Origin of the sequence: Bradyrhizobium amphicarpaeae, assembly GCF_002266435.3 — a bacterium.
Classification (GTDB): domain Bacteria; phylum Pseudomonadota; class Alphaproteobacteria; order Rhizobiales; family Xanthobacteraceae; genus Bradyrhizobium; species Bradyrhizobium amphicarpaeae.
Map to the genome: position 1 here is coordinate 5,624,453 of NZ_CP029426.2, position 23,138 is coordinate 5,647,590.

Annotated in this window: 22 protein-coding genes; 14 read left to right on the forward strand and 8 right to left on the reverse strand. The window is 65.5% G+C overall.

Annotation, left to right across the window (positions count from 1 at the left end; all coding sequences use genetic code 11):
- Position 1: 1 nt before the first annotated feature.
- From CIT40_RS26360 to CIT40_RS26370, 3 genes are read right to left on the reverse strand one after another with little or no spacing between them, the layout of a single operon-like run.
- Positions 2-979 (reverse strand): hydroxyacid dehydrogenase, encoded by a 978-nt coding sequence (locus tag CIT40_RS26360; protein ID WP_094893930.1) that lies wholly within the window; start codon positions 977-979, stop codon positions 2-4.
- Between the two features lie 12 nt (positions 980-991).
- Complete coding sequence (locus CIT40_RS26365; RefSeq protein WP_162307678.1) at positions 992-2,845, reverse strand: TRAP transporter large permease; 1,854 nt, start codon at positions 2,843-2,845, stop codon at positions 992-994.
- 7 nt (positions 2,846-2,852) lie between these two features.
- The gene (locus CIT40_RS26370) at positions 2,853-3,884 is read right to left on the reverse strand and encodes a TRAP transporter substrate-binding protein (protein ID WP_094893928.1); all 1,032 of its coding nucleotides are present in this window, start codon (positions 3,882-3,884) and stop codon (positions 2,853-2,855) included.
- 423 nt (positions 3,885-4,307) lie between these two features.
- Between CIT40_RS26370 and CIT40_RS26375 the strand changes: the two genes are divergently transcribed.
- Entirely contained in the window at positions 4,308-5,786 is a 1,479-nt protein-coding gene (locus CIT40_RS26375; RefSeq protein ID WP_094893927.1) for a caspase family protein, read from the forward strand.
- A 152-nt stretch (positions 5,787-5,938) separates the two neighbouring features.
- A complete protein-coding gene (locus tag CIT40_RS26380; RefSeq protein WP_094893926.1) occupies positions 5,939-7,603 on the forward strand; it encodes a SulP family inorganic anion transporter in 1,665 nt (554 codons plus the stop codon).
- 183 nt (positions 7,604-7,786) lie between these two features.
- On the opposite strand, the gene CIT40_RS26385 is transcribed toward CIT40_RS26380, so the two are convergent.
- Positions 7,787-8,149: a hypothetical protein gene (locus tag CIT40_RS26385; protein WP_162307679.1), complete on the reverse strand. Its 363-nt coding sequence runs from the start codon at positions 8,147-8,149 to the stop codon at positions 7,787-7,789.
- A 51-nt stretch (positions 8,150-8,200) separates the two neighbouring features.
- Positions 8,201-9,625, reverse strand: coding sequence for an FAD-binding oxidoreductase (locus CIT40_RS26390; RefSeq protein ID WP_094893924.1), 1,425 nt, complete (start codon positions 9,623-9,625; stop codon positions 8,201-8,203).
- 83 nt (positions 9,626-9,708) lie between these two features.
- On the opposite strand from CIT40_RS26390, the gene CIT40_RS26395 reads away from it, so the two are divergent.
- Positions 9,709-10,215 (forward strand): thioesterase family protein, encoded by a 507-nt coding sequence (locus tag CIT40_RS26395; protein WP_094894025.1) that lies wholly within the window; start codon positions 9,709-9,711, stop codon positions 10,213-10,215.
- A gap of 3 nt (positions 10,216-10,218) precedes the next feature.
- Here CIT40_RS26395 and CIT40_RS26400 read toward each other — a convergent pair whose 3' ends face one another.
- The gene (locus CIT40_RS26400; RefSeq protein WP_018319670.1) at positions 10,219-10,392 is read right to left on the reverse strand and encodes a DUF1328 domain-containing protein; all 174 of its coding nucleotides are present in this window, start codon (positions 10,390-10,392) and stop codon (positions 10,219-10,221) included.
- Positions 10,393-10,630: 238 nt separating this feature from the next.
- Here CIT40_RS26400 and CIT40_RS26405 point away from each other — a divergent pair, with 238 nt between their 5' ends.
- From CIT40_RS26405 to CIT40_RS26445, 9 genes are all read left to right on the forward strand, one after another.
- The gene (locus CIT40_RS26405; RefSeq protein WP_094893923.1) at positions 10,631-13,222 is read left to right on the forward strand and encodes an ATP-dependent helicase; all 2,592 of its coding nucleotides are present in this window, start codon (positions 10,631-10,633) and stop codon (positions 13,220-13,222) included.
- A gap of 8 nt (positions 13,223-13,230) precedes the next feature.
- The gene (locus tag CIT40_RS26410; RefSeq protein WP_094893922.1) at positions 13,231-13,515 is read left to right on the forward strand and encodes a type II toxin-antitoxin system HicB family antitoxin; all 285 of its coding nucleotides are present in this window, start codon (positions 13,231-13,233) and stop codon (positions 13,513-13,515) included.
- An 88-nt stretch (positions 13,516-13,603) separates the two neighbouring features.
- Positions 13,604-14,017 carry a hypothetical protein gene (locus CIT40_RS26415; RefSeq protein WP_162307680.1) on the forward strand — a complete coding sequence of 138 codons (414 nt, stop codon included), beginning with the start codon at positions 13,604-13,606 and terminating at the stop codon, positions 14,015-14,017.
- Positions 14,017-14,688: an OmpA family protein gene (locus CIT40_RS26420; protein ID WP_162307681.1), complete on the forward strand. Its 672-nt coding sequence runs from the start codon at positions 14,017-14,019 to the stop codon at positions 14,686-14,688. The genes CIT40_RS26415 and CIT40_RS26420 overlap by 1 nt, the downstream gene beginning before the upstream one ends.
- Positions 14,689-14,859: 171 nt before the next feature.
- A complete protein-coding gene (locus CIT40_RS26425; RefSeq protein WP_162307682.1) occupies positions 14,860-15,378 on the forward strand; it encodes an Mpo1 family 2-hydroxy fatty acid dioxygenase in 519 nt (172 codons plus the stop codon).
- Positions 15,379-15,406: 28 nt separating this feature from the next.
- Positions 15,407-16,438 (forward strand): NAD-dependent epimerase/dehydratase family protein, encoded by a 1,032-nt coding sequence (locus tag CIT40_RS26430; protein ID WP_094893919.1) that lies wholly within the window; start codon positions 15,407-15,409, stop codon positions 16,436-16,438.
- Positions 16,439-16,465: 27 nt separating this feature from the next.
- Positions 16,466-17,092 carry a methyltransferase family protein gene (locus CIT40_RS26435; protein WP_094893918.1) on the forward strand — a complete coding sequence of 209 codons (627 nt, stop codon included), beginning with the start codon at positions 16,466-16,468 and terminating at the stop codon, positions 17,090-17,092.
- 268 nt (positions 17,093-17,360) lie between these two features.
- Positions 17,361-17,570 carry a hypothetical protein gene (locus CIT40_RS26440; protein ID WP_094893917.1) on the forward strand — a complete coding sequence of 70 codons (210 nt, stop codon included), beginning with the start codon at positions 17,361-17,363 and terminating at the stop codon, positions 17,568-17,570.
- A gap of 143 nt (positions 17,571-17,713) precedes the next feature.
- Complete coding sequence (locus CIT40_RS26445; protein WP_094893916.1) at positions 17,714-19,018, forward strand: PQQ-dependent sugar dehydrogenase; 1,305 nt, start codon at positions 17,714-17,716, stop codon at positions 19,016-19,018.
- Between the two features lie 204 nt (positions 19,019-19,222).
- On the opposite strand, the gene CIT40_RS26450 is transcribed toward CIT40_RS26445, so the two are convergent.
- Complete coding sequence (locus CIT40_RS26450) at positions 19,223-20,053, reverse strand: aspartate dehydrogenase (protein ID WP_094893915.1); 831 nt, start codon at positions 20,051-20,053, stop codon at positions 19,223-19,225.
- 168 nt (positions 20,054-20,221) lie between these two features.
- Here CIT40_RS26450 and CIT40_RS26455 point away from each other — a divergent pair, with 168 nt between their 5' ends.
- Together CIT40_RS26455 and CIT40_RS26460 are read left to right on the forward strand one after the other, a co-directional pair.
- A complete protein-coding gene (locus CIT40_RS26455) occupies positions 20,222-21,223 on the forward strand; it encodes an ornithine cyclodeaminase family protein (RefSeq protein ID WP_094893914.1) in 1,002 nt (333 codons plus the stop codon).
- Positions 21,224-21,247: 24 nt separating this feature from the next.
- Positions 21,248-22,060: a phosphate/phosphite/phosphonate ABC transporter substrate-binding protein gene (locus tag CIT40_RS26460; protein ID WP_094893913.1), complete on the forward strand. Its 813-nt coding sequence runs from the start codon at positions 21,248-21,250 to the stop codon at positions 22,058-22,060.
- Positions 22,061-22,081: 21 nt separating this feature from the next.
- Here the strand turns inward: CIT40_RS26460 and CIT40_RS26465 are convergent, their stop codons facing one another.
- Positions 22,082-23,122, reverse strand: a complete 1,041-nt coding sequence (locus CIT40_RS26465) for an ABC transporter substrate-binding protein (protein WP_094893912.1) — start codon at positions 23,120-23,122, stop codon at positions 22,082-22,084.
- Positions 23,123-23,138: the final 16 nt, after the last annotated feature.

A 23,138-nucleotide genomic window follows, 5' to 3' on the forward strand; every position in this document is an offset into this window, starting at 1 on the left:
TTCACGGCCGCCTCGTCCAGCGGTCGGCGTTCACCGCTCCCGGCGGGACCTCGCCTTTGACGATCGCCTCGACCTGCCGCACCGTTTCCAGCGACTGATATTCGATGGCCTCCGGCGTCAGCCCGCCGACATGCGGCGTCGCGATGACATTGGGAAGCTTCGCCAGCTCGGGCGTCGGCATCTGGTCGGGCGCACGGCCGACATCCATCGCCGCGCCGGCGATGCGACGCTCCAGCAGCGCGCGCGCCAGCGCCGCCTCGTCGACGAGATTGCCGCGCGAGAGATTGACGAAGACCGCATGCTTCTGCATGCGCGCCAGCGCCGCTTCGCCGATCAAATTCTCGGTCTGCTCATTGGCGATGGCAAGGCAGACGACGTAGTCCGACGCAGCGAGAAGCTCGTCGAGACCGACCTGCCGGACCGCCGTATCGCTGACGGTGGCGAAGGGATCGGAGACCAGCACCTCCATGCGCAGCACTTTTGCGACCTCGGCGAGATAGCGGCCGATGCTGCCATAGCCGATGATGCCGATCTTGCTGCCGGCGAGCTGGCGGCCCATCCGAGCTTCCGGCTTGCGGCCGGCCTGGTAGTCGGCGGTCGCCCGCGAGACGCCGCGGGAGAGATCGACCATGAAGCCGAGCGCGAGCTCGGCGACCGCCTGCACAAAGCCGGGCCCGGCGCGGGTCACGAGCACGCCGGCCTCAGAAGCTGCTTCCACATCGACGTTGCGGATATCGACGGCACAGCGGACGAAGGCCCGCAGGCGCGGCAGTTGCGCAAAGATCTCGCCGCGCCCTTCGGTCATGCGATCGGCGACGATGATGTCGGCATCTTGCGCAGCTCGCACGAGACTGGCGGCGTCCAGCGTGTCGTCGCTCTCGTGCAGGATCACCTCGGCGGCCGCGCGCAGGCCGCTCAGGCTGCGATCGCCGTAATAATTGCGCCGCATCTCCGGCGTGTGAGCGAGCAGAACCTTCACGACAAAACTCCTTCAGTAGCCGAACGCTCGCGGCAGCGCGGTCGAGAGCCATGGCACGAAGGCGATGACGAGCAGGCAGAGGAACAGAAGGCCGAGATAACCCATGATCGGCTTCACGGTCTGCTCGATCGGGACATTGCCGATCAGGCAGGCGCCGTAGAGCCCGAGCCCGAGCGGCGGCGCGAACAGGCCGATGCCCATGGCAATGACCAGCACGACGCCGAAATGCAGGGGATCGACGCCGAGCTGCACCGCGACCGGCAACAGCAGCGGCCCGAAGATGATCAGTGCGGCGGCACCCTCCAGCACCGAACCCATCACGATCAGCACGGCGATCGCGAGCAGGATGAACAGCCAGACGCCTGACGTCTTCGACAACCCCAGCATGAAATCGCCGACCGCATGCGGCACCTGCTGCAAGGTCAGCGTGAACGCGAGCGACTGCGCTGCGGCGACGATGAACAGCACGAGACCGGCGCGCGTCGCCGCCTGCACGAAGCTGTGCGCGGCCGATTTGAAGCCGAGCTCGCGGAACACCACGCTGCCGACGACGAGCGCGTAGGCCACCGCGAAGGCCGAGATCTCGGTCGCGGTGGCAAAGCCGCTCTTGAAGCCGAAGAAGATCATGAAAATCAGGCCGAACGAGGCGATCGCGCCGCTCCACAGCCCCGAGACCGGCATCTGCGGCGCGACGTCCTCGGCTTCTTCCGGACGCTTGCCGAAGATGATGGACACGGCGATCAGCGCAGCCGCCATCAAGGCCGCCGGCAACAGGCCGGCGACGAACAAGCCGCCAATCGAAAGATTGGCGACGAATCCGAGAATGATCAAATTGATGCAGGGCGGGATGGTCTCCGCCATCACCGCCGAGGCCGCGAGCAGCGCCACCGCGCCCCCAGGGTTCTGCTTGGAACGACGCGCCGCCGGGATCAGCACCGAGCCGACCGCGGCGACATCGGCCATCTTCGAGCCCGAGATGCCGGAGAACAGCACCATCGATGCCACCATCACGACGTTGAGGCCACCGCGCATGCGCCCCACCCCGCGCTGCAGCAGCTCGATCAGCCGCACCGACATGCCGTTGGCTTCCATGAGGTAGCCGACGAGGATGAAGAAGGGGATCGCGAGCAGCACGAAATTGTCGATGCCGCGCGCCATCTGCTGGGCGAAGATGACGCCGGGCAGCGCGCCCTCGACCCAGATGAAGATGAGCGCGGCGAGCGCCAGCGCAAAGCCGATCGGCAATCCGCCGAACAGCGTCACGAAGAATCCGATCAGCATCAGCGTGCCCGCCGACGGCACCGAGGACGGCGACAGATAATCCCAGGCGAGATAGAAGCCGGTGACGACGACGATCGCAACGAGCCCCCTGACGATGTCGGGCAGCGGCCTTGCGCAGAGATGGTCGATCGCGAACACCGTCATGAAAAGCGCGCCGACGCCCATCGGATAGAAGGTCAATTCCAGCGGCAGGCCGGAGCCGGTGGTCTGGCCCGCGGTGAGCGAGCCCAGCTTGACGGCGTTGTAGGCGACGTAGCCGGAGATCAGGACGACGAGCAGCGCGCTCGCGGCGTCGACCAGGGCGCGCAGCCGCAACGACAGCAGGTCGCGAAAGAACGACACGCCGACATTCTCGCCGCGCGCGAGCGCGCTCGCCGCTCCGAAGAAGGCCGAGCCGACCATCAGCCCGCGCGCGACGTCGTCGGACCATTCGACCGGCGCGTTGAAGAAGAAGCGCAACAGCACGGAGGCGCAGACCACCACGAGATCGGCGGCGAGCAGGACGGCCGCGATCGCGTCGCTGAGGCGAAGCAGCAGGGTGATGCTCCCGTGGCGGCCGCCCGGGAGCGACACGGCGCCGGCCATCGCCATATCAAGCCTGCGTTGCGCGGATGATGTCGATGACGGCCTTGGATTCCGGCCGCGCCTTGATGAAGTTCTCGGTCTGCGGCGCGACGCGTTTCCTGAACGCCTCGCGGTCGCATTCGGCCACCGTCACGCCCTTCTCGGTCAAAGCCGCCAGCGCCTCTTTCTCGACCGCGAGCCCATGGGCGCGCGTGTCGGCTGCGGCCTTCTTCGCAGCATCGAGAAAGCCCTCGCGCAGCTTCGGGTCCATGCGGTTGTAGGTCATGTCGCTGAAGTAGATCGCAAGCGGCGAGAAATTATGCTGCGTCAGCGCGTAGAATTTTGCGGTCTCGAAGAACTTGCTGGCCAGGATCGTCGGCGGATCGTGCTCCAGGCCATCGAGCACGCCGGCCTGCAACGCCGTGTAGATCTCGCCGAACGCCAGCGGCGTCGCGGCGGCGCCCATCAGGCGCAGGCATTCGGTGATGACGGGATTGGGCAACGTGCGGATCTTGAGGCCGGCGAGATCCTCCGGCGTCTTGACCGGTTTCTTCGCCAGCACGCTGCGCGAGCCGAAATTATAGGCCCAGGCGATGATGCGGATGTTGCCGCCCTTGAGCAGTGCGTCCTCGATCGGCTTGGCAGCACCGGCGTCGAAAGCCTTGGTCTGCTGCGGGAAGCTCGAGAACAGGAAGCCGAGATCGTAGGTGCCGACCAGCGGCACCAGATTGGCCGAGATCGACGAGCCCGACACCATGAGGTCGATGACGCCGAGCTTCACCGAATTGATGACGTCGATCTCCTGGCCGAGCTGGTTGTCGGGGAAGAACGCGACCTCGATCTGCTCGCCGAGCCCGTTGCCCTTCAAGTTCTTGACGAGGTTGTCGTAGTAGACGCGGCCATTGGCGAATTTGGGATCGTTCGGCAGCGAGGAGGAGCATTTCAGCTTCAGCGTCGCGGCTTCGGCACGGCCGATGATGGCGGGAGAGAGCACGAGGCCGGCGGTGACCGCCGCCGATGACTTGATGAACGCGCGACGGTTCACGGGCACGATGGTCATGGTGCGGTCTCTCCCACATTATTTTTGTTCGCCGCGGTCGTTGCCGTGGCCTGTTGCGTGGACTGTATGGCCAAAGCGTCGGCACAGGCAAGCGTAGGGCTTGCAGGCGCACATCAGCGCGTCGGACGCGCAGCAGCCCGCGAAGCGCAGCTGAACGGCGACATTCCCCGAGGATTTGCGAAGAGGAGAGGCCCGACGCCCCGCCGCGCAACGTGAGCTGCCGCGCAGACCCGCCATCAATCCAATGGGCGCATGGATCAATGCGCAATTGGCATGAATGCGTCCACGCAGATGCCTGCGGGCTTCGGCAGAACCCTGCCCCATTTTGCCGCAGTGCAAGCGTGACCCAGCGCACAGACGGACGCATGGCGACAGCCTAAGAAAGCTGGCATCGTCGCGCCCATTGCCGATGGAGCTGACACCATGCGCCTTCCTGCTTTTTCCCGTTTGTTTCTTGCTTCCGGCCTTCTGGCCCTCACCCAATTGGCGGCACCGACGGAGGCCGCGGCCGAAGCCCGGCTCGCGCTGGTGATCGGCCAATCCGCCTATCGCACCGTGCCAGAACTGCCCAACGCCGCCAACGACGCCAAGGGCATGACCGAGCTGCTTGGCAATGCCGGCTTCACCGTCACCACGGCCTCCAATCTGGCGCAGAACGAGATGCGCGCGGCGATCTCGGATTTCGCCGGCAAGGTCAGCGCCAGCGGCGCCGACACGGTGGCACTGGTATTCTATGCCGGCCACGGCCTGCAGATCGATGGCGAGAACTATCTGGTGCCGGTCGATCTCGATCCCAAGCGCGAGGCCGACATTCCGCTGCAGGGCGTGCGGCTGAACGACATGCTCAACACGCTCGGCGCGCTGCCGACGCGGGCGCGCATCTTCATGCTCGACGCCTGCCGCAACAACCCGTTCCCGGCGCTGAGCGGCGCCGGCCATGGGCTTGCGATCGTCGACACCAAGGCCGGCGCGCAGGGCACCTTCATTTCCTATTCGACCTCGCCCGGCGCCGAAGCCGAGGATGGCAATGGCGTCGACAGCCCCTACACCGCGGCCGCGTTGACCGTCGCCAAGCAGCCCAATCTACCGATCGAGGAGGTGTTCAAGCGCATCCGCGTCGCCGTCGCGCAATCGACCGACGGACGGCAGATCCCCTGGGAAAGCTCGTCGCTGACCACCGACTTCAAGTTCTTCGGCGAGAGCAGCGGCCAGCCTCCGTCCATTCCGGGCGCGGGTTCGATGGCCCTTGCCGGCGGTACGCGCAGCCTCGAGGACTGGCGCAAGGAGTTGCGCGGCAAGCCGGCTCCCGTCGCCTATGAACTCGTGATCACCGACGACACCGTGCCGGCCTATCAAGCCTATGTCGAGCTGTACGCCCAGGACACCCGCACGCCGCGCCTGCGCACGGTACTCGAGCGGCGGCGCCAGATGCTGGCCTGGGAGCGCGCCACCGCGATCAACACCCGCGCCTCGTTCGAGGCCTATCTCGACAATTGGGATAACAGCGACCTCGCCGCGACCGCACGCCGGATGCTGCTGCGGGTGCAGAACCGCAATTATGGCGTGCCTGTCGCCGCCGCGACGATCCCGGTCGCGGTTGCGACGGCTCCGACCTGCCCGTGTTCGGCGCCGCCGGCGACGCCGGTCAACCCATCGGTTGCGCCCGTCATCAAGAAGCGCGTCGACGACACACCGCCGAAGCGCAAGGTGGTCGAGACGCCTCCCAAAACGCGCCGGCCGCCGCCCGAGGAAGTGATCGTCTACGAGCGCGCCCCGCCGCCACCGCCGCCCGCAGCCGTGGGTGTCGGCATCGGGATTGGAATCGGCATGGGCCGCGGCGGCTACGGCGGTGGCGGCTACGGGGGACCGGCACGTGGCGACAATTACCGCAGCAGGTACTGAGCGCACGTCGCGAGATACGGAGGACCGATCTGTCCTCCGGCATTGCGAGCGAGGGGCCGCAGACCGGCACAAGAGCCGTGGATAATCGACATCGGCGACCTTCCGGAAATGCTGTAGTCTGACCGACCGAGACACGCTTTCCGGGAACCTCGATGCCGCACGACGCACACGCCAAGCGATCCTGGCCGCTCTTCCGCTCGCTTGCGTCGTACTCCCTGCCCGGCGACCTCATGGCGGGACTGACGCTGGCCGCGATCGCGATTCCCGAGCAGATGGCCACAGCTCGGCTCGGCGGCTTCGCGCCGCAGATCGGCTTCTTCGCATTCATGGCGGGTTCGCTCGGCTTCGCACTGCTGGGCGGCAACCGCTTCCTGTCCTGCGGCGCCGATTCCACGATCACGCCGATCTTCGCCGGCGGGCTCGCGGCGCTGGCCGCCGCCGGGACGCCTGAGTATCAGGGCCTTGCGATTGCGCTGGCGATGATGGTCGGGGCCATGATGCTGGCCGGCGGCGCCTTTCGCCTCGGCGTCATCGCAAACCTCTTGTCAATGCCGGTCATGGTGGGCTTCCTCGCCGGCATTTCCGTCCATATCATCGTCTCGCAATTGCCGGGCGTGCTCGGCTTGCAATCGCCGGGCGGACCGACGCTCGATCGCATCGGCGCGCTCGCAAGCGAGATCGGCCTCAGCAACCCATTCACGCTGTGCATCGGATTCGGTGTGCTCGCCTTGATCTTCATCTTCGAAAGGATCAGCGCGAAAATTCCAGGCGCGCTGATCGGGCTCGTCGCCGCGACGCTGGGCACGATTGCGCTCGACCTGGAGAGCAAGGGCGTCTACGTCGTCGGCAGCGTGCCGGGCACGCTGCCTCGGCCGACCTTTCCCGAACTGGCACCGGAGCTGTGGTTGCGCCTCGTGCCGCTCGCCTTCGTCGTCACGGTCGTGGTGATGGTGCAGACCGCGGCGACGACGCAGTCGTTCCCGTCCGATCCCGACACACCCGCCGACGTTGACCGCGACTTCCTCGGCGCCGGCGCCGGTAGCGTGCTCGCCGGTCTGTTCGGCGCGTTTCCGGTCAATGCGAGCCCGCCGCGCACCGGCATCGTCGCCGAGACCGGAGGGCAATCGCAACTCGCGGGCCTTGCCGCCGCGGCCATCGTGCTGGTGTTGCTCGCATTCGGCACCGGACTGCTGCAACACGTGCCGGATGCGGCCCTCGGCGGCATCCTCCTGTTCGTGGCGCTACGCATCATCCGCTTCAGGCAGATCGTGACGATCTACCGCCAGTCGTTCAGCGAATTCCTGCTGATCGTCGCCACCGCCGCTCTGATCATCGTGCTGCCGATCCAGCAGGGCGCGTTCCTCGGAATCGTGCTGTCGCTGTTGCACGGCATCTGGAGCACGACGCGCGCGCGGCTGGTCGAGTTCGAGCGGGTCCCCGGCACGACGATCTGGTGGCCGGCGCATCCGCACATCACCGGCGAGCGCGTCGAAGGCGTCGCCGTGATCGGACTGCAGGCGCCGCTGTCCTTCCTCAACGCGCCGGGTTTTCGCAACGACGTGACCAAGGTGCTCACGACGACGCCGCAACTGCTGGTGTTGGAGGCGAGCGGCATGGTCGAGATCGACTTCACCGCCGCGCAGATCCTGCTGGATGTCTTCAAGGCGTGCGGCGAGCAAGGCGTCACGGTGGCGATGGCACGATTGGAATCGGTGCGTGCGCAGGATGCGTTCGAGCGCTTCAGGCTGTTCGACGCCCTGCCCCGCGAGCACGTCTTCTATAGTGTGGATGAAGCGGTACGGAAGTTGGCGAAGTAAATTTAAGTGCGCCGGCTGAGCCACACGCTCGGTGCACCTCTCCCGCTTGCGGGAGAGGTCGACACGCTCGAAGAGCGTGGCGGGTGAGGGCTTTCGCCTCTTGGGGAGTCCCATGGCGGAAGCACCCTCTCCCCAGCCCTCCCCCGCAAGCGAGGGAAGGAGCGCACCTTCCTCGTCGCGATACTACGACATCAATGTCGGGTGATCCCGCTGCAATGTCTCGCGGATCCAGCCGGCATGGATCGCGCGGAACAGGATCTGTGCCGTCTTGAGGTCGTTGGCCGTCATGCAGAGATCGACGATGCGGCGGACGGCATCGTCGCGCATCAGTCCATCCGAGATATTCATCGCGATTTCCATCGCGACCTTGGCCGCTCGCTCGTAGCGTTCGCCCTCGCGCTTGTCGCCCTGCGCAGCATATGTGGCGCTCGGAGCCGCAGCATCACAGATCGCACGAATGCGCGCGGCGGCTTCGATGTCGCCGAGCGGTGCTTCGATCGCCTCGTCCCAGATGTCCCGTCGCGTCTTTCGCGCGAACCAGCGCATTGCTCGCTCCGTAGCCGATGGAGCGAGCATAAGCGGCGCCTGAACTTCGCGCTACGCCTCCGGCACGATCTTGCCGGGGTTGAGGATGTTGAGCGGATCGAGCGCTGCCTTCAGCGCCCGCATTGCCTCGATGGCCTCGGGCCCCAATTCCGCCTTGAGATATTTCTGCTTGCCCTGGCCGATGCCGTGCTCGCCGGTGCAGGTGCCGTCCATCGCCTGCGCGCGCTCGACCAGGCGATGCATGAACTCCTCGCCGCGCGCCATCTCGGCGGCGTCGTTGGTGTCGCACACGAGTGAGCAATGGAAATTGCCGTCGCCGACATGGCCGACGATCGGCGACAGCAAGTTGAGGCGCTTGAGATCCTCTTCGGTTTCGCTGACGCAATCGGCCAGCCGCGAGATCGGCACGCAGACGTCGGTCGCGACCACGCCGATGCTGTCGCCGGGCCGCAGCGCCTTCACCGACCAATAGGCGTCGTGCCGCGCCTGCCACAGCTTGGTGCGGTCCTCGGGCTTGGTGGTCCAGGAGAAATCGCCGCCGCCGCAATCCCTGGCGATCTCGCCGAAGGCCTTGGACTGCTCGGCGACCTCGATCTCGCTGCCGTGGAATTCCATCAGCAGCAGCGGCGTCTCCGGCAGCGTCAGCTTCGAATAGGCGTTGCAGGCCTTCACCTGTGCAGCATTGAGCAGCTCGATGCGCGCCACGGGAATGCCGGTCTGGATCGCCAGGATCACGGCTTGGCAGGCCCCGTGCACGCTCTCGAACGACACCGCGCCGGCTGCGATCGTCTCGGGGATGCCGCGGAGACGGATGGTCAATTCCGAGATGATGCCGAGCGTGCCTTCGGCGCCGACGAACAGATGGGTGAGGTCGTAGCCCGCCGATGACTTCTTGGCGCGCGTGCCGGTCGTGATGATCTCGCCGTCGCCGCGTACCACCTTCAGCGCCAGCACGCTATCGCGCATGGTGCCGTAGCGCACCGCGTTGGTGCCGGAGGCGCGGGTCGAGGCCATGCCGCCGAGCGAGGCGTCCGCGCCGGGATCGATCGGGAAGAACAGGCCCTGGTCGCGCAGGTGCTCGTTCAGCGCCTTGCGGGTGACGCCGGGCTGGATCACGCAGTCGAGGTCCTCGGCATGCACCGCGAGCACCTTGTTCATGTCGCGCAGGTCGATCGAGATACCGCCGGCGGGCGCGTTGACCTGGCCCTCGAGCGAGGTGCCGGTACCAAAGGCAATGACGGGGACGCGATTTTTGGCGCAGATCCGCACCACGTCCTGGATGTCGGCGGTCTCCTGCGCCATCACCACGCCATCCGGCGGCTGGTTCGGGATCCAGGTGGTGGTATGGCCGTGCTGCTCGCGGACGGCCTGCGAGGTGATGAGGCGGTTGCCGAAGCGTGCGGCAAGCTGCTCCAGCGCGCTCGCGAGGGCTTTCGGCTCCGGCCGCGGCGGATTATTGGTGATGATCGTGCCCACGAATTCCTCCCGACAGAAGAACCGTGGCAAAGGACATAAAGCCGGTCAAGTCAAGCGACCGGATGCATAGCTGGAAGGAAACGATGCCGGAGACTGCCGCCTCAGCGCCGAAAGCCGAGCCGTTCCGCGCCTCGATCATGCAGATCGAGCCGCAATGGATCGACTATAACGGCCATCTCAACATGGCCTATTACAACGTGATGTTCGACCGCGCGATCGACCAGCTCTGGGCCGAGCTCGGGATCGGGCCGGCCTACATGAAGGAACGCGGCGGTTCGACCTTCACCGCCGAATGCCATGTGCGGTATTTGCGCGAAATCCACCTCGGCGATCCCGTGCAGATCCTGGTCTGGCTGCTGGAGGCCGACGACAAGCGGCTGCATACGTTCGAGGAGTTGCGGCATGCGGAGGAAGGCTGGCTGTCGGCAACGTCCGAGAACATGTCGCTGCACATGGACATGAACGCGCGGCGCGTCGCGCCGTTTCCGCCGGATATCAGCGTACGCATCGCTGAAGTCACCAAGGCCCATAGCGCCGTCCCGCGGCCCGAGGGCATCGGCCGGAACGTGGCGATGCCCTCGAAGCGGTGAGCGCTAGACCCTGTTGCGACCGCGGGCCAGGCCGACCACGGCCGAGACCAGGAACAGAACGACCGCGATGAAGAAGATGATCTTGGCGATCTCGATCGAAGCGCCGGCAATGCCGCCGAAGCCCAGGATGCCGGCGATCAATGCGATAACCAGAAATGTCACAACCCAGCCAAGCATGGTGAAACCCTCGTCTTGATGTCTGTCTGCTTCTGGCGCGGCTGCCCGCGCCACCTGTCCAGACAATCTCGACGCGGGAACAATGGTTCCGGGCCCCGCCGGGTGGAAATTCGCAACTACCGGCTGGAACAAATTGGCTTGCCACGCACGTGGAAAACCCCGTCCCGCAGCCCCATATAGGCACCGATCCCTGTTAGAAGGCTCCCTTCCGCCACCCCGCGGTGCCATCGTGGGGCCAATGATTCGCATGACAGAGCCAAGCAAAATCACGACCCAGACCGTCCCCGATCACCAGCCTGCAGCCGGCGGCATCGCCGCGCGTGCGCGCGCCTCGGTGGGCCCGAAATATCTCTCCGGGCTCAATCCGGAGCAGCGCGAGGCCGTGGAGACGCTGGATGGCCCGGTCCTGGTGCTGGCCGGTGCCGGCACCGGCAAGACGCGCGTGCTGACCACGCGGATCGCCCATATCCTGAGCCAGGGCCGCGCCCGCCCCGCCGAGATCCTGTCGGTGACCTTCACCAACAAGGCCGCGCGCGAGATGAAGCACCGCCTCGGCCAGATGCTCGGTCACGCCGTCGAGGGCATGCCGTGGCTCGGCACCTTCCATTCCATCGGCGGCCGTATCCTGCGGGCCCATGCCGAGCTGGCACAGCTCAAATCGAACTTCACCGTGCTCGACACCGACGACCAGGTGCGGCTGCTGAAGCAGTTGCTGCAGGCCGACAACATCGACGACAAGCGCTGGCCGGCACGCATGCTCGCCGGCCTGATCGACGGCTGGAAGAACCGCGGCCTGACGCCGTCGCAGGTGCCGGCCGGAGAAGCCGCGATCTTTGCCAACGGCAAGGGCGGCAAGCTCTATGCGAGTTATCAGGAGCGGCTGAAGATCTTGAACGCGGCCGATTTCGGCGACCTGCTGCTCGAGGACATCCGCATCTTCCGTGAGCACCCGGATATTCTGCGGCAGTACCAGCAGCGCTTCAAATTCATCCTGGTCGACGAATATCAGGACACCAACGTCGCGCAATATCTGTGGCTGCGGCTGCTGTCGCAGGCGCCGTCGTCCAGTTCGTCATTGCCGGGCCTGACCCGGCCATCCATCAACTCTTCGCAAGATGGATCACCGGGTCTGGACGCTTCGCGTCGGCCCGGTGACGACGAGCAAGATCATGCGACGCCCGTCGCCGCCGGCGAAAAGCCCCACGTCAAGAACATCTGCTGCGTCGGCGACGACGACCAGTCGATCTATGGCTGGCGCGGTGCCGAGGTCGACAACATCCTGCGCTTCGACCACGATTTCCCCGGCGCCAAGGTCATTCGCCTCGAGCGCAACTACCGCTCGACCGGCCACATCCTCGCCGCCGCATCGCATCTGATCGCGCACAATGAAGGCCGGCTCGGCAAGACGCTACGCACCGAGGACCAGGACGGTGAGAAGGTCACCGTGACGGGCTCGTGGGATTCGGAAGAGGAAGCGCGCGGCATCGGCGAGGAGATCGAGCAGATCCAGCGCAAGGGCGAGAAGCTCAACGAGGTCGCCATTCTCGTGCGCGCCTCCTACCAGATGCGCGAGTTCGAAGACCGCTTCGTCACGCTCGGCCTGCCCTACCGCGTCATCGGCGGCCCCCGCTTCTACGAGCGCGCCGAAATCCGCGACGCGCTGGCTTACTTGCGCGTCATCAATTCGCCGGCCGACGACCTCGCCTTCGAGCGCATCGTCAACGTGCCCAAGCGTGGCCTCGGCGATGCCACCGTGCAGATGCTGCACGACCACGCCCGCAAACGCCGCATTCCCTTGTTCGAGGCGGCGCGCGCGGTGATCGAGACCGACGAGCTGAAGCCGAAGGCGCGCGGGTCCTTGCGCGACGTCGTCACCCAGTTCGACCGCTGGCGCGCCCAGCGCGAGGTCACCGCCCACACCGACCTCGCCCAGATCGTGCTCGACGAGAGCGGCTATACCGAGATGTGGCAGAAGGACCGTTCGGCCGACGCCGCGGGCCGGCTGGAGAACCTGAAAGAGCTGGTGCGCTCGATGGAGGAATTCGAGAACCTGCAAGGGTTCCTCGAACACATCTCGCTGGTGATGGACCGCGACAGCGGTGCCGACGAAGACGCGGTGTCGCTGATGACGCTGCATTCGGCCAAGGGGCTCGAATTCGACAACGTATTTTTGCCCGGCTGGGAGGAAGGCCTGTTCCCGAGCCAGCGCACGCTGGACGAACAGGGCCGCGCCGGGCTGGAAGAGGAGCGCAGGCTCGGCCATGTCGGCCTGACGCGCGCCCGCCGCCGCGCCATGATCTATTTCGCCACCAACCGCCGCATCCACGGCACCTGGTCGACCACGATCCCGTCGCGCTTCCTCGACGAGTTGCCGGCGGCCAATGTCGAGATCACCGAATCCAAGGGCGGCTCGGCCTGGGGCGGCACCGGCGGCTACGGCGCCTCGCGCTTCGACGACATGGAGGCGTTCGGCTCGACCTATTCGACGCCGGGCTGGCAGCGCGCCCAAGCCAACCGCAACCGGGGCGGCGGCCGCAATGGCGGCGGCGGAAGCGGGGGCTTCGAGGAAGAGGCCGCAACGTTCTCCTCGTCGTCACCAGGCCCTGATTTCGGCAGCTTCTCCCCGCGCCGGCGCGGACCGCTGACGATCGAGGGCGAACTGGTCGCCAAATCGACCGGCACGACCTCGGACTTCTCGCTGTCCGACCGTGTCTTCCACCAGAAGTTCGGTTACGGACACGTCACGAAGATCGACGGCAACAAGCTCACGATCCATTTCGACAAGGCCGGCGAGAAGAAGGTCGTGGACAGTTTCGTGCAGCGGGCGTGAGCCACGATATGGCTCATTACATCGCCATCATCGAGGACACCGATCCCGACGCTGTCAGCCTCTGGTTTCCCGACCTGCCGGGCTGCATTTCAGGCGGCGATGATGTCGAGGAGGCCCTGGAGAGTGCGTCCGAGGCGCTCGCGTTCTATGCGCAGGAGCTGATGGCGGACGGCCGCGAGCTTCCCCCACCGCGCACGCTGGACGAGCTCAAGGCCGACCCTGATGTGGCCGACGACCTCAGAAATCATACCGTGGCCCTGATCGAATGGCCGCCTGCCGCGGATGCCGAGTGAGGACTGTTCGCCGCACCGGCCGAACTCTCGACAGTTCTCCCCCGAACAGGTCTTGACCATCGCGAACTTCCCCGTATCAGATGCAGCCATGGTCCGGGGCATCGCACTGATCTTGCTGACATTGGGGATGCCGTCGCTCAGCGCGGCGGAGACCATGAGCTTTGGCGATTCGATCGGGCTGCTGGCCAAGAGCTGCGGCGCGGAAATCGTCGCCAATTGCCGCGGCGTCAACCCGGATTCGACCCGGCTGAAAGAGTGCCTGTCGCGCAACCGCGATGTGCTGTCCCAGCAGTGCGCGAGCGACTATCTCGGCGCGTTCGACGCCATCCAGAAGCGCGTCGCCGCGCGCGTCACGGTGGCGAACGCCTGCCAGCGCGAGATCGTCAAGGTCTGCGGCGGCTCGACCAAGGAGACCAGCAAATCGATCCCCTGCCTGGTTTCGACGCCCAAGGGCATCAGCAACAACTGCCTGAAGGCCGTCGACGACGCGGGGTACCGCTGATGCGCGCGAGCAGGCTCTTCATTGCCGGAATTGCGGTCGTGCTCGGCCTTGCTTTGCTCACGGGCGCGGCCGACGCCCAGACGGCGGCGCCGACCCGCGACGACATCGTCGGCAAGCTCAACCATTTCGAAGAAGCTGCCGAGGTCGACCTTTCCGCGCTGAAGCAGCAGGTGATGGAGCGCGCCAAGGCCAGGATCAAGAACGACCCCGGTCCGGTGAACCGGCCGCCGATCGCGCCTGACCTCGCCAAGCTGCCGGCCTTCAACGCGCAGATCCAGTTCGACGCCGACACGCCGATCATCCAGCCGGCCTCCTACCAGACCGTCGGCCGCATCGCAGACGCGCTGGTTCATTCCTCGCTGCTGCCCTACACGTTCCTGATCGTCGGCCACGTCGAATCCAACTCGAAGACGCGCGAGGCCAACGCGATCCTGAGCCAGCGCCGCGCCGACGCGATCCGCGACGTGCTGGTGAACACGTTCAAGATCTCGACCAAGCGGCTGCATCCGATCGGCCTCGGCGAGGAGCAGTTTCTCGACCGGGCCAAGCCGACCTCGGCCGTCAACGGCCAGTTGCAAATCCTGACCTATGCCAAGGTGCCCGAGGAGGCGCCGGCGCGTCCGGCTACGGCGCCCGCGCCTGCGGCGAAAAAGCCCGCCAAGAAGCGCTGAGCGCACGCAGCTTTGCACCTGCGGGAACCCTTTGAACTCTTGATCATTTTGTAGCCTGTTCCGGGCGCACCGATATGGTTTCGCGCGACAAAAGCGCCGGTTTGTGCACCGCCCGGTCCGGTGCTATAGGCTCTGTTCGCCCTTCCCGACCCCGTGCTGCATGAGACCGAAATGGGTGGCTATTTTCAGCGCCAACTTGCCGTTTATGTCGAGTACCATCGCGATCCCCGGAACACGGCGATGCATGTGGTCGGCATTCTGCTGTTGTTCACCGGCGCCGTGATGCCGCTGACGCTGGTCAGGCTGCCGCTGTTCGGTTTCGATGTCAGCCTCGCCGTGATCCTGGCCTTGCCTGTCCTGATGTATTGGCTGCTGCTCGATGTGGCGCTCGGGATCGGCATTCTGGCGGTCTCGATCGCGCTGTTTTCGGTTGCGACGACCGTTGCGGCGCAAGTCGGCACCGCGACGATGTGGGCGATTTTCGCCGCGCTGGTGGTGCTCGGCCTCGCCGCGCAGGCCATCGGCCACAAGGTTTTCGAGGGTCGCGAAGCCTCGTTGTTCACTTTTCCTTCGCATCTTTTGCTTGGACCGATGTTCGTGATGGCGAAATTGTTCATCGCACTGGGCTTCCGTCGCGACCTTGCCGCGATTCTGGCGCCTCTTCCGACCAATTCCCTTTCAACCCGATAGCTCTAGACGCGAAACAGCAACCTTCTGCATGGCTCTCGTACTGGTTACCGGTGGCAGTGGCTTCATCGGACATCACCTCGTCGAAGCGCTCCGCGCCCGTGGGCAGCGGGTGCGCGTGCTCGACGTCCGCGCGCCCGCCGCGGCGAACGCCGATGTCGAATACGTCCACGGTTCGGTGCTGGATGGTGCGGCGGTCGACGCTGCGATCGCCGGCGTAGACCAAGTCTATCACCTTGCCGGCCTGCCCGGCATGTGGGTTGCCAACAAGCAGGACTTTCACGACGTCAATTTCCGCGGCACCGAGGTGGTGCTCGCAGCCGCGATGAAGCGCGGCGTGTCACGCTTCCTGCACTGCTCGACGGAATCGATCCTGTTCCCGTATTCCGACCTCAAGGGCGTCGCCGCCGAAGAGGCGCTGCAGCCGGCCGACGCGATGCCCGGTGCCTATACGCGGTCGAAGTCGCTCGCCGAGCATCATGCCGCGAAAGCGGCGGCCAGCGGCTTTCCGCTCGTGATCGGCACGCCGACCATGCCGATCGGCGCGGCCGACCACAACCTGACACCGCCGACGGCGATGCTGTGGTACTTCCTCCAGAAGAAGGTGCAGCCGCACCTCAACTTCCTGGTCAACCTCGTCGATGTCCGCGACGTGGCCATGGGCCTCGTGCTGACCATGGAGCGCGGCCGCATCGGCCAGCGCTACATCCTCGGCGGCGACTGCGTCCCGCTCGGCAACATCCTGCGGATGATGTCGGCGATGAGCGGCCGCCGGCAGTATCCGATCGTCGTGCCCGGCAGGATCGCCGAACTCTCCGCGATCATGCTGGAATACATCTCCGACCACGTCACGCGCCGGCCGCCCAACGGCACCGCCGAGGGCGTCCGCATCGCGCTCGCCGCGAGCGACCTCTCGATCGGCAAGGCGCGCAACGAGCTCGGCTATTCGCCGCGTCCGATCGAGCCAGTCCTGCGCGAAACCATCACCCATCTGCTCGCCCGCAACGGCCAGCAGCCCTCCGGCGCCCTCCAGCATCGCGCGCTCTCTTCGCGCGCGAGCTAAAGCCGCCGCCCAACGCAAAGAACCTTCATGTCCTTCGATTTCAGCAAGCTTCTCTCTGTGGCCTGGGGTGGCTGGACCACGGCCTGGCCGACCGAACTCCTGGCCTTGCTCTGGCTGGCATTCCTCGCCAGTTGGGTCGGCGCCTCGTTCTGGCAAGGGCAGACCAAGAAGCAGGTCATGACGCTGGAGTCGCAGCGCTTTCGCTTGCCGATCCTGGTCGGCGGCATCCTGTACACGCCGTGGGTCGCGGAGATCCTGGGCTGGAAGCCGCTCTGGGTGCTCGGCAACACCGGCATCGCCATTGCCGCGATCCTCTCGGCCGCCGGCATTGCCTTCGCCTGGTGGGGCCGGCTGCATCTCGGAAAATTCTGGTCTGACGCCATCACCCAGAAGGAAGACCACCGCGTCATCGACACCGGGCCTTACGGCTTCGTACGCCACCCCATCTACACGGGGCTGATCTTCGGCATGTTGGTGACCGGGGTAGCGATCGGCCTGGTGACGACGATCCTGGGTGCGATCCTCATCTCGCTCGGCATGTGGCAGAAGGGTCGGATGGAAGAGGTGTTCCTGTCCAAGGAGCTCGGCGAAGACGCCTACGGCACCTATTGCCGCCGCGTCCCGATGCTCATCCCGTTCCTGTCGCCGCGGTAAGCGTCTCGCTTTCTCGGATTAACACTCCTGTTGGACCCGTCATCCTGAGTGCGAGGTTCGCGATGCACATGCATCGCGAACCTCGCTTCGAAGGATGTACGGCCGCGATGCAGCCGGGCCGTTCATCCTTCGAGGCCTCCGCTACGCTCCGGCACCTCAGGATGACGGGTGAGAGAGTAGGAAGGCGCGGGTCTGACGCACCAGGGAACCGCCCCTCCGCTCGCCCGTTATCCGTCTACAGCTGCCACCCGCCGCAGAGCATCGAGCCATGTCGGACGCCTTCGATTATTTTCGCGAGCACGCGATCGCCGCCATCCGCAAGGCGCGGGCGCTGCCGCGCGGGCGGCCGAAGCAGAAGCAGCGCACCGTGGCGCGGGTCTATCATCTGCTGTCCAAGGAGGCCGCATTGGCTCCGAACATCCAGCACCTCGATGATTTTCGCGTGGCGAAGCAGCTCGAGCGGCAGATCCGCGGCTGATCTCCGGGCAAGGGCCATCGACGTTCGTCCCATGCAAAATCGATCGGCTGCCATTCCACCGGAATAGGTCCGGCCGGCGCCCGACACAGGTTGACGTCAGCCCCGTCAGCCAGTTGGATGCGCGCGCAAACAGGGGCCCGCTCATGACTTTCTCCAGCATCTTTGCGCAGTTCGTTGCGCTTCTCGGCGGCATCGCGCTGCAATGGCGGAAGCTGTCGGGCACCGTGCCTGCGCCGGCCTGGGGAGAGAAGCCCGCCATTCCCGAGGCGAAGCCGCAAGGCGCGATCCCGACCCTGAAGATGCCGACCGCGCGCGGCTGGCGCGAGGGCCAGAAGCCGACCGTTGCGCCCGGGCTCAAGGTCAACGCGTTCGCGACCGGGCTCGACCATCCGCGCTGGATCGAGGTGCTGCCCAATGGCGACGTGCTGATCGCGGAAGCAACGCAGATCGCGGGCGCGCCGCGCAGCGTATTCCACTATGCGATGCAGGCGACGATGCGGCGCGCCGCGGCGCTCGGCGTGTCCGCCGACCGCATCACGCTGTTGCGCGACAAGGACGGCGACGGCGTCGCGGAAGTTCGCGGCGCCTTCATGGAGAATCTCAGCCAGCCGTTCGGTATGGCGCTGGTCGGCGACACCTTCTATGTCGGCAACACCGACGGCGTGATGGCCTTTCCTTACGTCGCCAACGCCGACCGCATCACCGCGCCGGGCAAGCGGCTCACGACATTCAAGCCGAGCGGCCACTGGACCCGCAGCCTGCTCGCAAGCCCCGACGGCAAGAAGCTCTATGCCGGCGTCGGCTCGCTCAGCAACATCGCCGAGATGGGGATGGAGGTCGAGGAAGGCCGCGCCGCGGTCTACGAGCTCGACCTCGTTGCCGGCACGCACCGCATTTTCGGCGCGGGCCTGCGCAATCCGGTCGGTCTGGCATGGGAGCCGAATACGGGGGTGCTTTGGACCGTCGTCAACGAGCGCGACGGGCTCGGCGACGAGACGCCGCCGGATTACCTGACCTCGGTGCGCGACGGCGGCTTCTACGGCTGGCCCTATTGCTACTGGGGCAAGACGGTGGACGACCGCGTGCCGCAGGATCCTGCGATGGTCGCCAGGGCGATTCAACCGGACTACGCGCTCGGCGGCCACACCGCCTCGCTCGGCCTGTGCTGGATGCCCGCGGGAACACTGCCGGGCTTCCCCGACGGCATGGTCATCGGCCAGCACGGCTCGTGGAATCGCAGCACGCTGTCCGGCTACAAGCTGGTGTTCATCCCGTTCGAGAACGGCAAGCCGTCCGGCCCCGGTCGCGACATCCTGTCGGGCTTCCTGTCCCCTGACGAGAAGGAATCCTATGGCCGCCCGGTCGGCGTCGTAATTGGTCCCGATAGGAAATCACTGCTGATGGCCGACGACGTCGGCAACGTGATCTGGCGCGTGACGGGGGCGTAAAAAGGAAATGCGCTGAGGTCAGCGCCACGGACGCGTGCATCGGCGTTCCGTCATCCTGAGGTGCGAGTGGCGCGATGCAAAGCATCGCGCCGGGAGCCTCGAAGAATGAAGGGCCACGATGCAGCGGGGCCGTCGTCCTTCGAGGCTCGCCTTGCTTTGCAGGGCGAGCACCTCAGGATGGCGGTGATGGACCGCCTCAACCCATCACGTCCCCACGCACAGCGTGGCGCGCTGCTTCTTCAGCAGCGCGATCACCGATAGCGCCGTGATCAGGCCGGTCTTGGGATTCTCCGAGGGGATATTCTCGATGCCCATCGAGAACCGCGCCGAATCCGCCTCGACTTCGATGCGATGAACGTTGCGCGTCACGGTCGGGTCGGCCCAGACCTGGATCTGGGTGCGGTCGGGCCCGATACCCGCCAGCGACAGTGCAACGGCGACATTGACGTTGGCCGGAAAGCCCTTCGCCGCTTCCCGCGCGCTGCCCTCGAACAGCTTGAGCGGCTCGCGCAGATTGTCGATGTCGATGTTGTTCTGCACGATGAACGGCGCGCCCTTCAGCCCGTCGACCGGCTTGCGCGTCACCATCCTCACGGAATGAATGGTGCCGATGGACGCGGCGTTGACGGCATCCAGCCCGATCAGCGCGCCGGTGGGCACGAGGATGCGGCCGCCATTGGCGCGGGCGAGATCGACCAGGTCGAAATTGTCGAGCAGGCCCCCGACGCTGACGACGACCGCGGCCTTGCCGCGCTTCACGGCAGGCTCGACGATCGCGCGCAACTGGTGGCTCGGTGCGCATTCGACGACGAGATCGGCGACCTCGCCGAGCTGATCGATCGGCAGGATCTTCGGCGGATGACGCAGGCCGCCGATGAAGTCCTGATGCTTGGCGGGATCCCGTACCGCGACGGCGGATAGCGTCAGCCCGTCAATGCCCTGATCGAGCGCGGTCGCGATCTTGGTGCCGATCGAGCCCAGGCCTGCGATCGCAACCTGCAACTCGCCTGGCTTTGCACTCGTTGTCCCGGTCATCGTCCCACCTTCCCTCCAGAGCATTCACAACTCAACCGCCGAGCGGCTTCATAGCAGGTGTTGAACGTCCACACAGGCATGTCTGCTCAGCGCCAAGCCGCGGGACGCAGCGATTGACACCCTCCTGCCGGGCGATAATGTATAGACATATCTCGGAGGAGTGCTGCGATGCCGCCGATCTACATTTCCTATCTCAACCGTCTCGACATCGAAGAACTCAAGATCACCGACGAGGAGATCCTTGCGGCCATCGAGACGAGCCTGGCAGCGCAAGGCAGGGGTGATACCGTGATCGAGCCGCGGGTTCACCTCGAACCCGGTGCGGCGAACGGGCACTTCAACGTCCTGCGCGGGGCGATCAAGCCTCCGATCGACCGGGCGGGCGTGAAGATCGTCGGCGACTTCGTCGACAATTACAAACTCGGCCTTCATTCGGAATTGGGCATTCTGGCCTTGTTCGACCCCCGCACCGGCGCACCACGGGCCATCATGGACGCGAGCGGCATTACAGACATGCGGACGGGCGCCGTCACCGCGATCGGCGCCAAATATCTGGCTCGCAAGAATTCGAAAGTCCTCGGTCACATCGGGGCGCGCGGCACCGCCTATTGGAACGTCCGGCTGCTCGACCATCTCTTCGACTTCGACGAGATCCGGGTGCATTCGCGGCGCGAGGAAAGCCGCAACGGCTTCGCGGAGCGGCTGAGCAAGGACCTCGGCAAGAAGGTGGTCGCGACGCCGGATTGGCAATCGTGCCTCGAGGGCGCCGACATAGTGGTCGAGGCCTCCCGGCTCGACAAGCCGACACCGATGCTAAAGACGAACTGGATCAAGAAGGGCGCTTTCGTCGTTCCTTACGGCACGATGAGCGCGATCGAGCTTTCGCTCACGGACATCATGACCAAGCTCGTGGTCGACGACTGGGGTCAGTGCAAGGGCGGAAAGTTCGGCAGCCTTCGCGCCCATGTCGAAGCCGGCAAGCTTTCCGAGAAAACGCTCCACGCGGAGCTTGGGCAGATTGTCGCCGGCCTCAAGCCTGGCCGCGAAAGCGACGCCGAAACCAACTTGCTCTGGCATCGCGGACTTTCGCTATCCGACATCGCGCTCGGCCATGCGATGCTGGAAAAGGCCGAACGCATCGGCGTGGGACAGCGCTTGCGCTTCGCCTGACTGATACGGCGTGGAACAGCCGGTATGACATACGTCGCCAACGCGCGAATGTATTCGGTCAATCCGCCGGCGGCCGCCGCCTGGAAAGACCTGTTCGGATGGCTTGCGCGCGAAAGCGGCGTCGACCTCGATATCATCGATCACGCGTTCCCGCTTCCGCTTGCAGATCTGTGGTCGCGCAACGATCTCGCGTGCGCCTTCATGTGCGGATTTCCGTTCACGCTGGCAACGCACCGGCCACGGTCAGTCGCAGCGCCCGTGCCGACGAACGCTCCGATCCGCGGACGACCGGTCTATGCGACCTGCCTCGTGGTCCGCGCCGATTCTCGGTTCCACACGATCGAGGAGACCTTTGACGGTCGGCTTGGCTATACCGTCGCTGACTCTCATTCAGGCTACAATGCCTTGCGGCACCACCTTCTGCCGTACTTTCTCCACCGCGGCGCGAAGCTCTATCGCGAGAGCATCGGACCGTTGACGACGCCACGCCGCGTCATCGAAGCACTCTTGGCCGGCGCCATCGATGTGGGCCCGCTCGATGGTTATGCACTCGATCTGATGCAGCGCCATCAGCCGGATCTGAAATCAGAACTCAGGGTGATCGCGACCACCGATCCGGCACCTATTCCATTTCTAATCGCATCGCCTGGTTGTCCAGACGACATCGTGGCCAATTTGCAGGCGACGCTGGCGACTTTCGCGGATGCTCCCGGCTGCGTCGGCCTCAGGGAGAGGCTCCGCCTCGATGCCTTTACTCCCGTTGCTGTCGAGGACTATGCTCTGATGACCCGATGGGATGCAGAGGCGCGTGCGGCCAATTACCCTCAACCCGCGTGATCCCTCGATCGTGCAGTTCCGCTATTTTGCCTTTGCCGCACCGACGAAGCGGTTCGTCCATAAATCATCCTCCGACGCCTTTGCATCGAACTCCTTGCCGAAGTTGGTGCCGACCTCCTTGGCAAAAGTCAGCGCGTTCTGCATGCTCTGGACGTCGATCTTGCCACCTTGCGCGACACCGTTGCGCATCGACTTGACGGCAGCCGAAACGGCTTGCGGATCCGCTTTCGGAAAGAACTGCTTCTGGATCGCATCCGCGGTTTCGTCGGGCTTGCTGGTGACGGCAGCGCTGGCCTGCTGAAGGGCCTTCGCCGTCCTGGTGATGAGATCCGCCGTCGCCGGGCTGATCGGCTTCTTGGCGACGAGCACGAGATAGGGCTGGTTCGCGAGCAACGGAAAGTCGTCGCCGAGCGATACCAGCACGACGCCAGTACCAGCCTTCTCGGCCAGATATCCCTCCGGTGGCGACAGCAAGAAGGCGTCAATCCGTTTCGTTTCGAGAGCCGCCTGAATGGCGGTCGGACTGCCGACCTGCGCCACCTTGAGATCGTTCTTCGGATCGAGGCCGCCCTTGCCCACGAGCCAGCGCGCCGCGATCTCCTGGGCTCCGGCAAGCGCGGTGGCGCCGACCAGCGTACCCTTCATCGCCGAGATCCTCTTCTCGAGCGGGTCGCTCGCCTTCACGCCTGTGCGCTCCAGCAACGCCGGTGAAACGACGAGTTGAAGCGTGACTTTCGACATCAGCGAATAGACGATCTCGAATGGCTGCCCCTTGGCGACAGCGCGCAGCATCGCATCGGGACCGACTGCCGCGAGCTCAATATCGCCGGCGTCCAGCGCTGCCAGCGCCGAAGGGTCGCCGCCTGGCAAGGCCACCACCGTGGCCGTCAGCCCCTCCGGCTTGAACGTATCCAGCGCACGCGCCGACCAGATGGGCAGGAAACTGAGCGTCGGAGCCCCCAGCCCGATACGTACCGCTTGTTGCGCCGATGCAGCACCTGGCAGCAGCAACGCCAGCGCGCCGGCGACGATCGCAACTTTCAAACCCGTTATCGTACGCATTGCGCTCTCCAATATC

Excerpts from the sequence above, each read along its gene's own strand:
- CIT40_RS26380 (WP_094893926.1), top strand. The coding sequence starts at position 5,939 with ATGCCGCACGACGCACACGCCAAGCGATCCTGGCCGCTCTTCCGCTCG.
- CIT40_RS26385 (WP_162307679.1), bottom strand. The coding sequence starts at position 8,149 with ATGCGCTGGTTCGCGCGAAAGACGCGACGGGACATCTGGGACGAGGCG.
- CIT40_RS26435 (WP_094893918.1), top strand. The coding sequence starts at position 16,466 with ATGTCCTTCGATTTCAGCAAGCTTCTCTCTGTGGCCTGGGGTGGCTGG.
- CIT40_RS26400 (WP_018319670.1), bottom strand. The coding sequence starts at position 10,392 with ATGCTTGGCTGGGTTGTGACATTTCTGGTTATCGCATTGATCGCCGGC.
- CIT40_RS26455 (WP_094893914.1), top strand. The coding sequence starts at position 20,222 with ATGCCGCCGATCTACATTTCCTATCTCAACCGTCTCGACATCGAAGAA.
- CIT40_RS26420 (WP_162307681.1), top strand. The coding sequence starts at position 14,017 with ATGCGCGCGAGCAGGCTCTTCATTGCCGGAATTGCGGTCGTGCTCGGC.
- CIT40_RS26430 (WP_094893919.1), top strand. The coding sequence starts at position 15,407 with ATGGCTCTCGTACTGGTTACCGGTGGCAGTGGCTTCATCGGACATCAC.
- CIT40_RS26460 (WP_094893913.1), top strand. The coding sequence starts at position 21,248 with ATGACATACGTCGCCAACGCGCGAATGTATTCGGTCAATCCGCCGGCG.
- CIT40_RS26465 (WP_094893912.1), bottom strand. The coding sequence starts at position 23,122 with ATGCGTACGATAACGGGTTTGAAAGTTGCGATCGTCGCCGGCGCGCTG.
- CIT40_RS26415 (WP_162307680.1), top strand. The coding sequence starts at position 13,604 with ATGGTCCGGGGCATCGCACTGATCTTGCTGACATTGGGGATGCCGTCG.
- CIT40_RS26410 (WP_094893922.1), top strand. The coding sequence starts at position 13,231 with ATGGCTCATTACATCGCCATCATCGAGGACACCGATCCCGACGCTGTC.
- CIT40_RS26370 (WP_094893928.1), bottom strand. The coding sequence starts at position 3,884 with ATGACCATCGTGCCCGTGAACCGTCGCGCGTTCATCAAGTCATCGGCG.
- CIT40_RS26405 (WP_094893923.1), top strand. The coding sequence starts at position 10,631 with ATGATTCGCATGACAGAGCCAAGCAAAATCACGACCCAGACCGTCCCC.
- CIT40_RS26425 (WP_162307682.1), top strand. The coding sequence starts at position 14,860 with ATGGGTGGCTATTTTCAGCGCCAACTTGCCGTTTATGTCGAGTACCAT.
- CIT40_RS26440 (WP_094893917.1), top strand. The coding sequence starts at position 17,361 with ATGTCGGACGCCTTCGATTATTTTCGCGAGCACGCGATCGCCGCCATC.
- CIT40_RS26445 (WP_094893916.1), top strand. The coding sequence starts at position 17,714 with ATGACTTTCTCCAGCATCTTTGCGCAGTTCGTTGCGCTTCTCGGCGGC.
- CIT40_RS26395 (WP_094894025.1), top strand. The coding sequence starts at position 9,709 with ATGCCGGAGACTGCCGCCTCAGCGCCGAAAGCCGAGCCGTTCCGCGCC.
- CIT40_RS26450 (WP_094893915.1), bottom strand. The coding sequence starts at position 20,053 with ATGACCGGGACAACGAGTGCAAAGCCAGGCGAGTTGCAGGTTGCGATC.
- CIT40_RS26365 (WP_162307678.1), bottom strand. The coding sequence starts at position 2,845 with ATGGCCGGCGCCGTGTCGCTCCCGGGCGGCCGCCACGGGAGCATCACC.
- CIT40_RS26375 (WP_094893927.1), top strand. The coding sequence starts at position 4,308 with ATGCGCCTTCCTGCTTTTTCCCGTTTGTTTCTTGCTTCCGGCCTTCTG.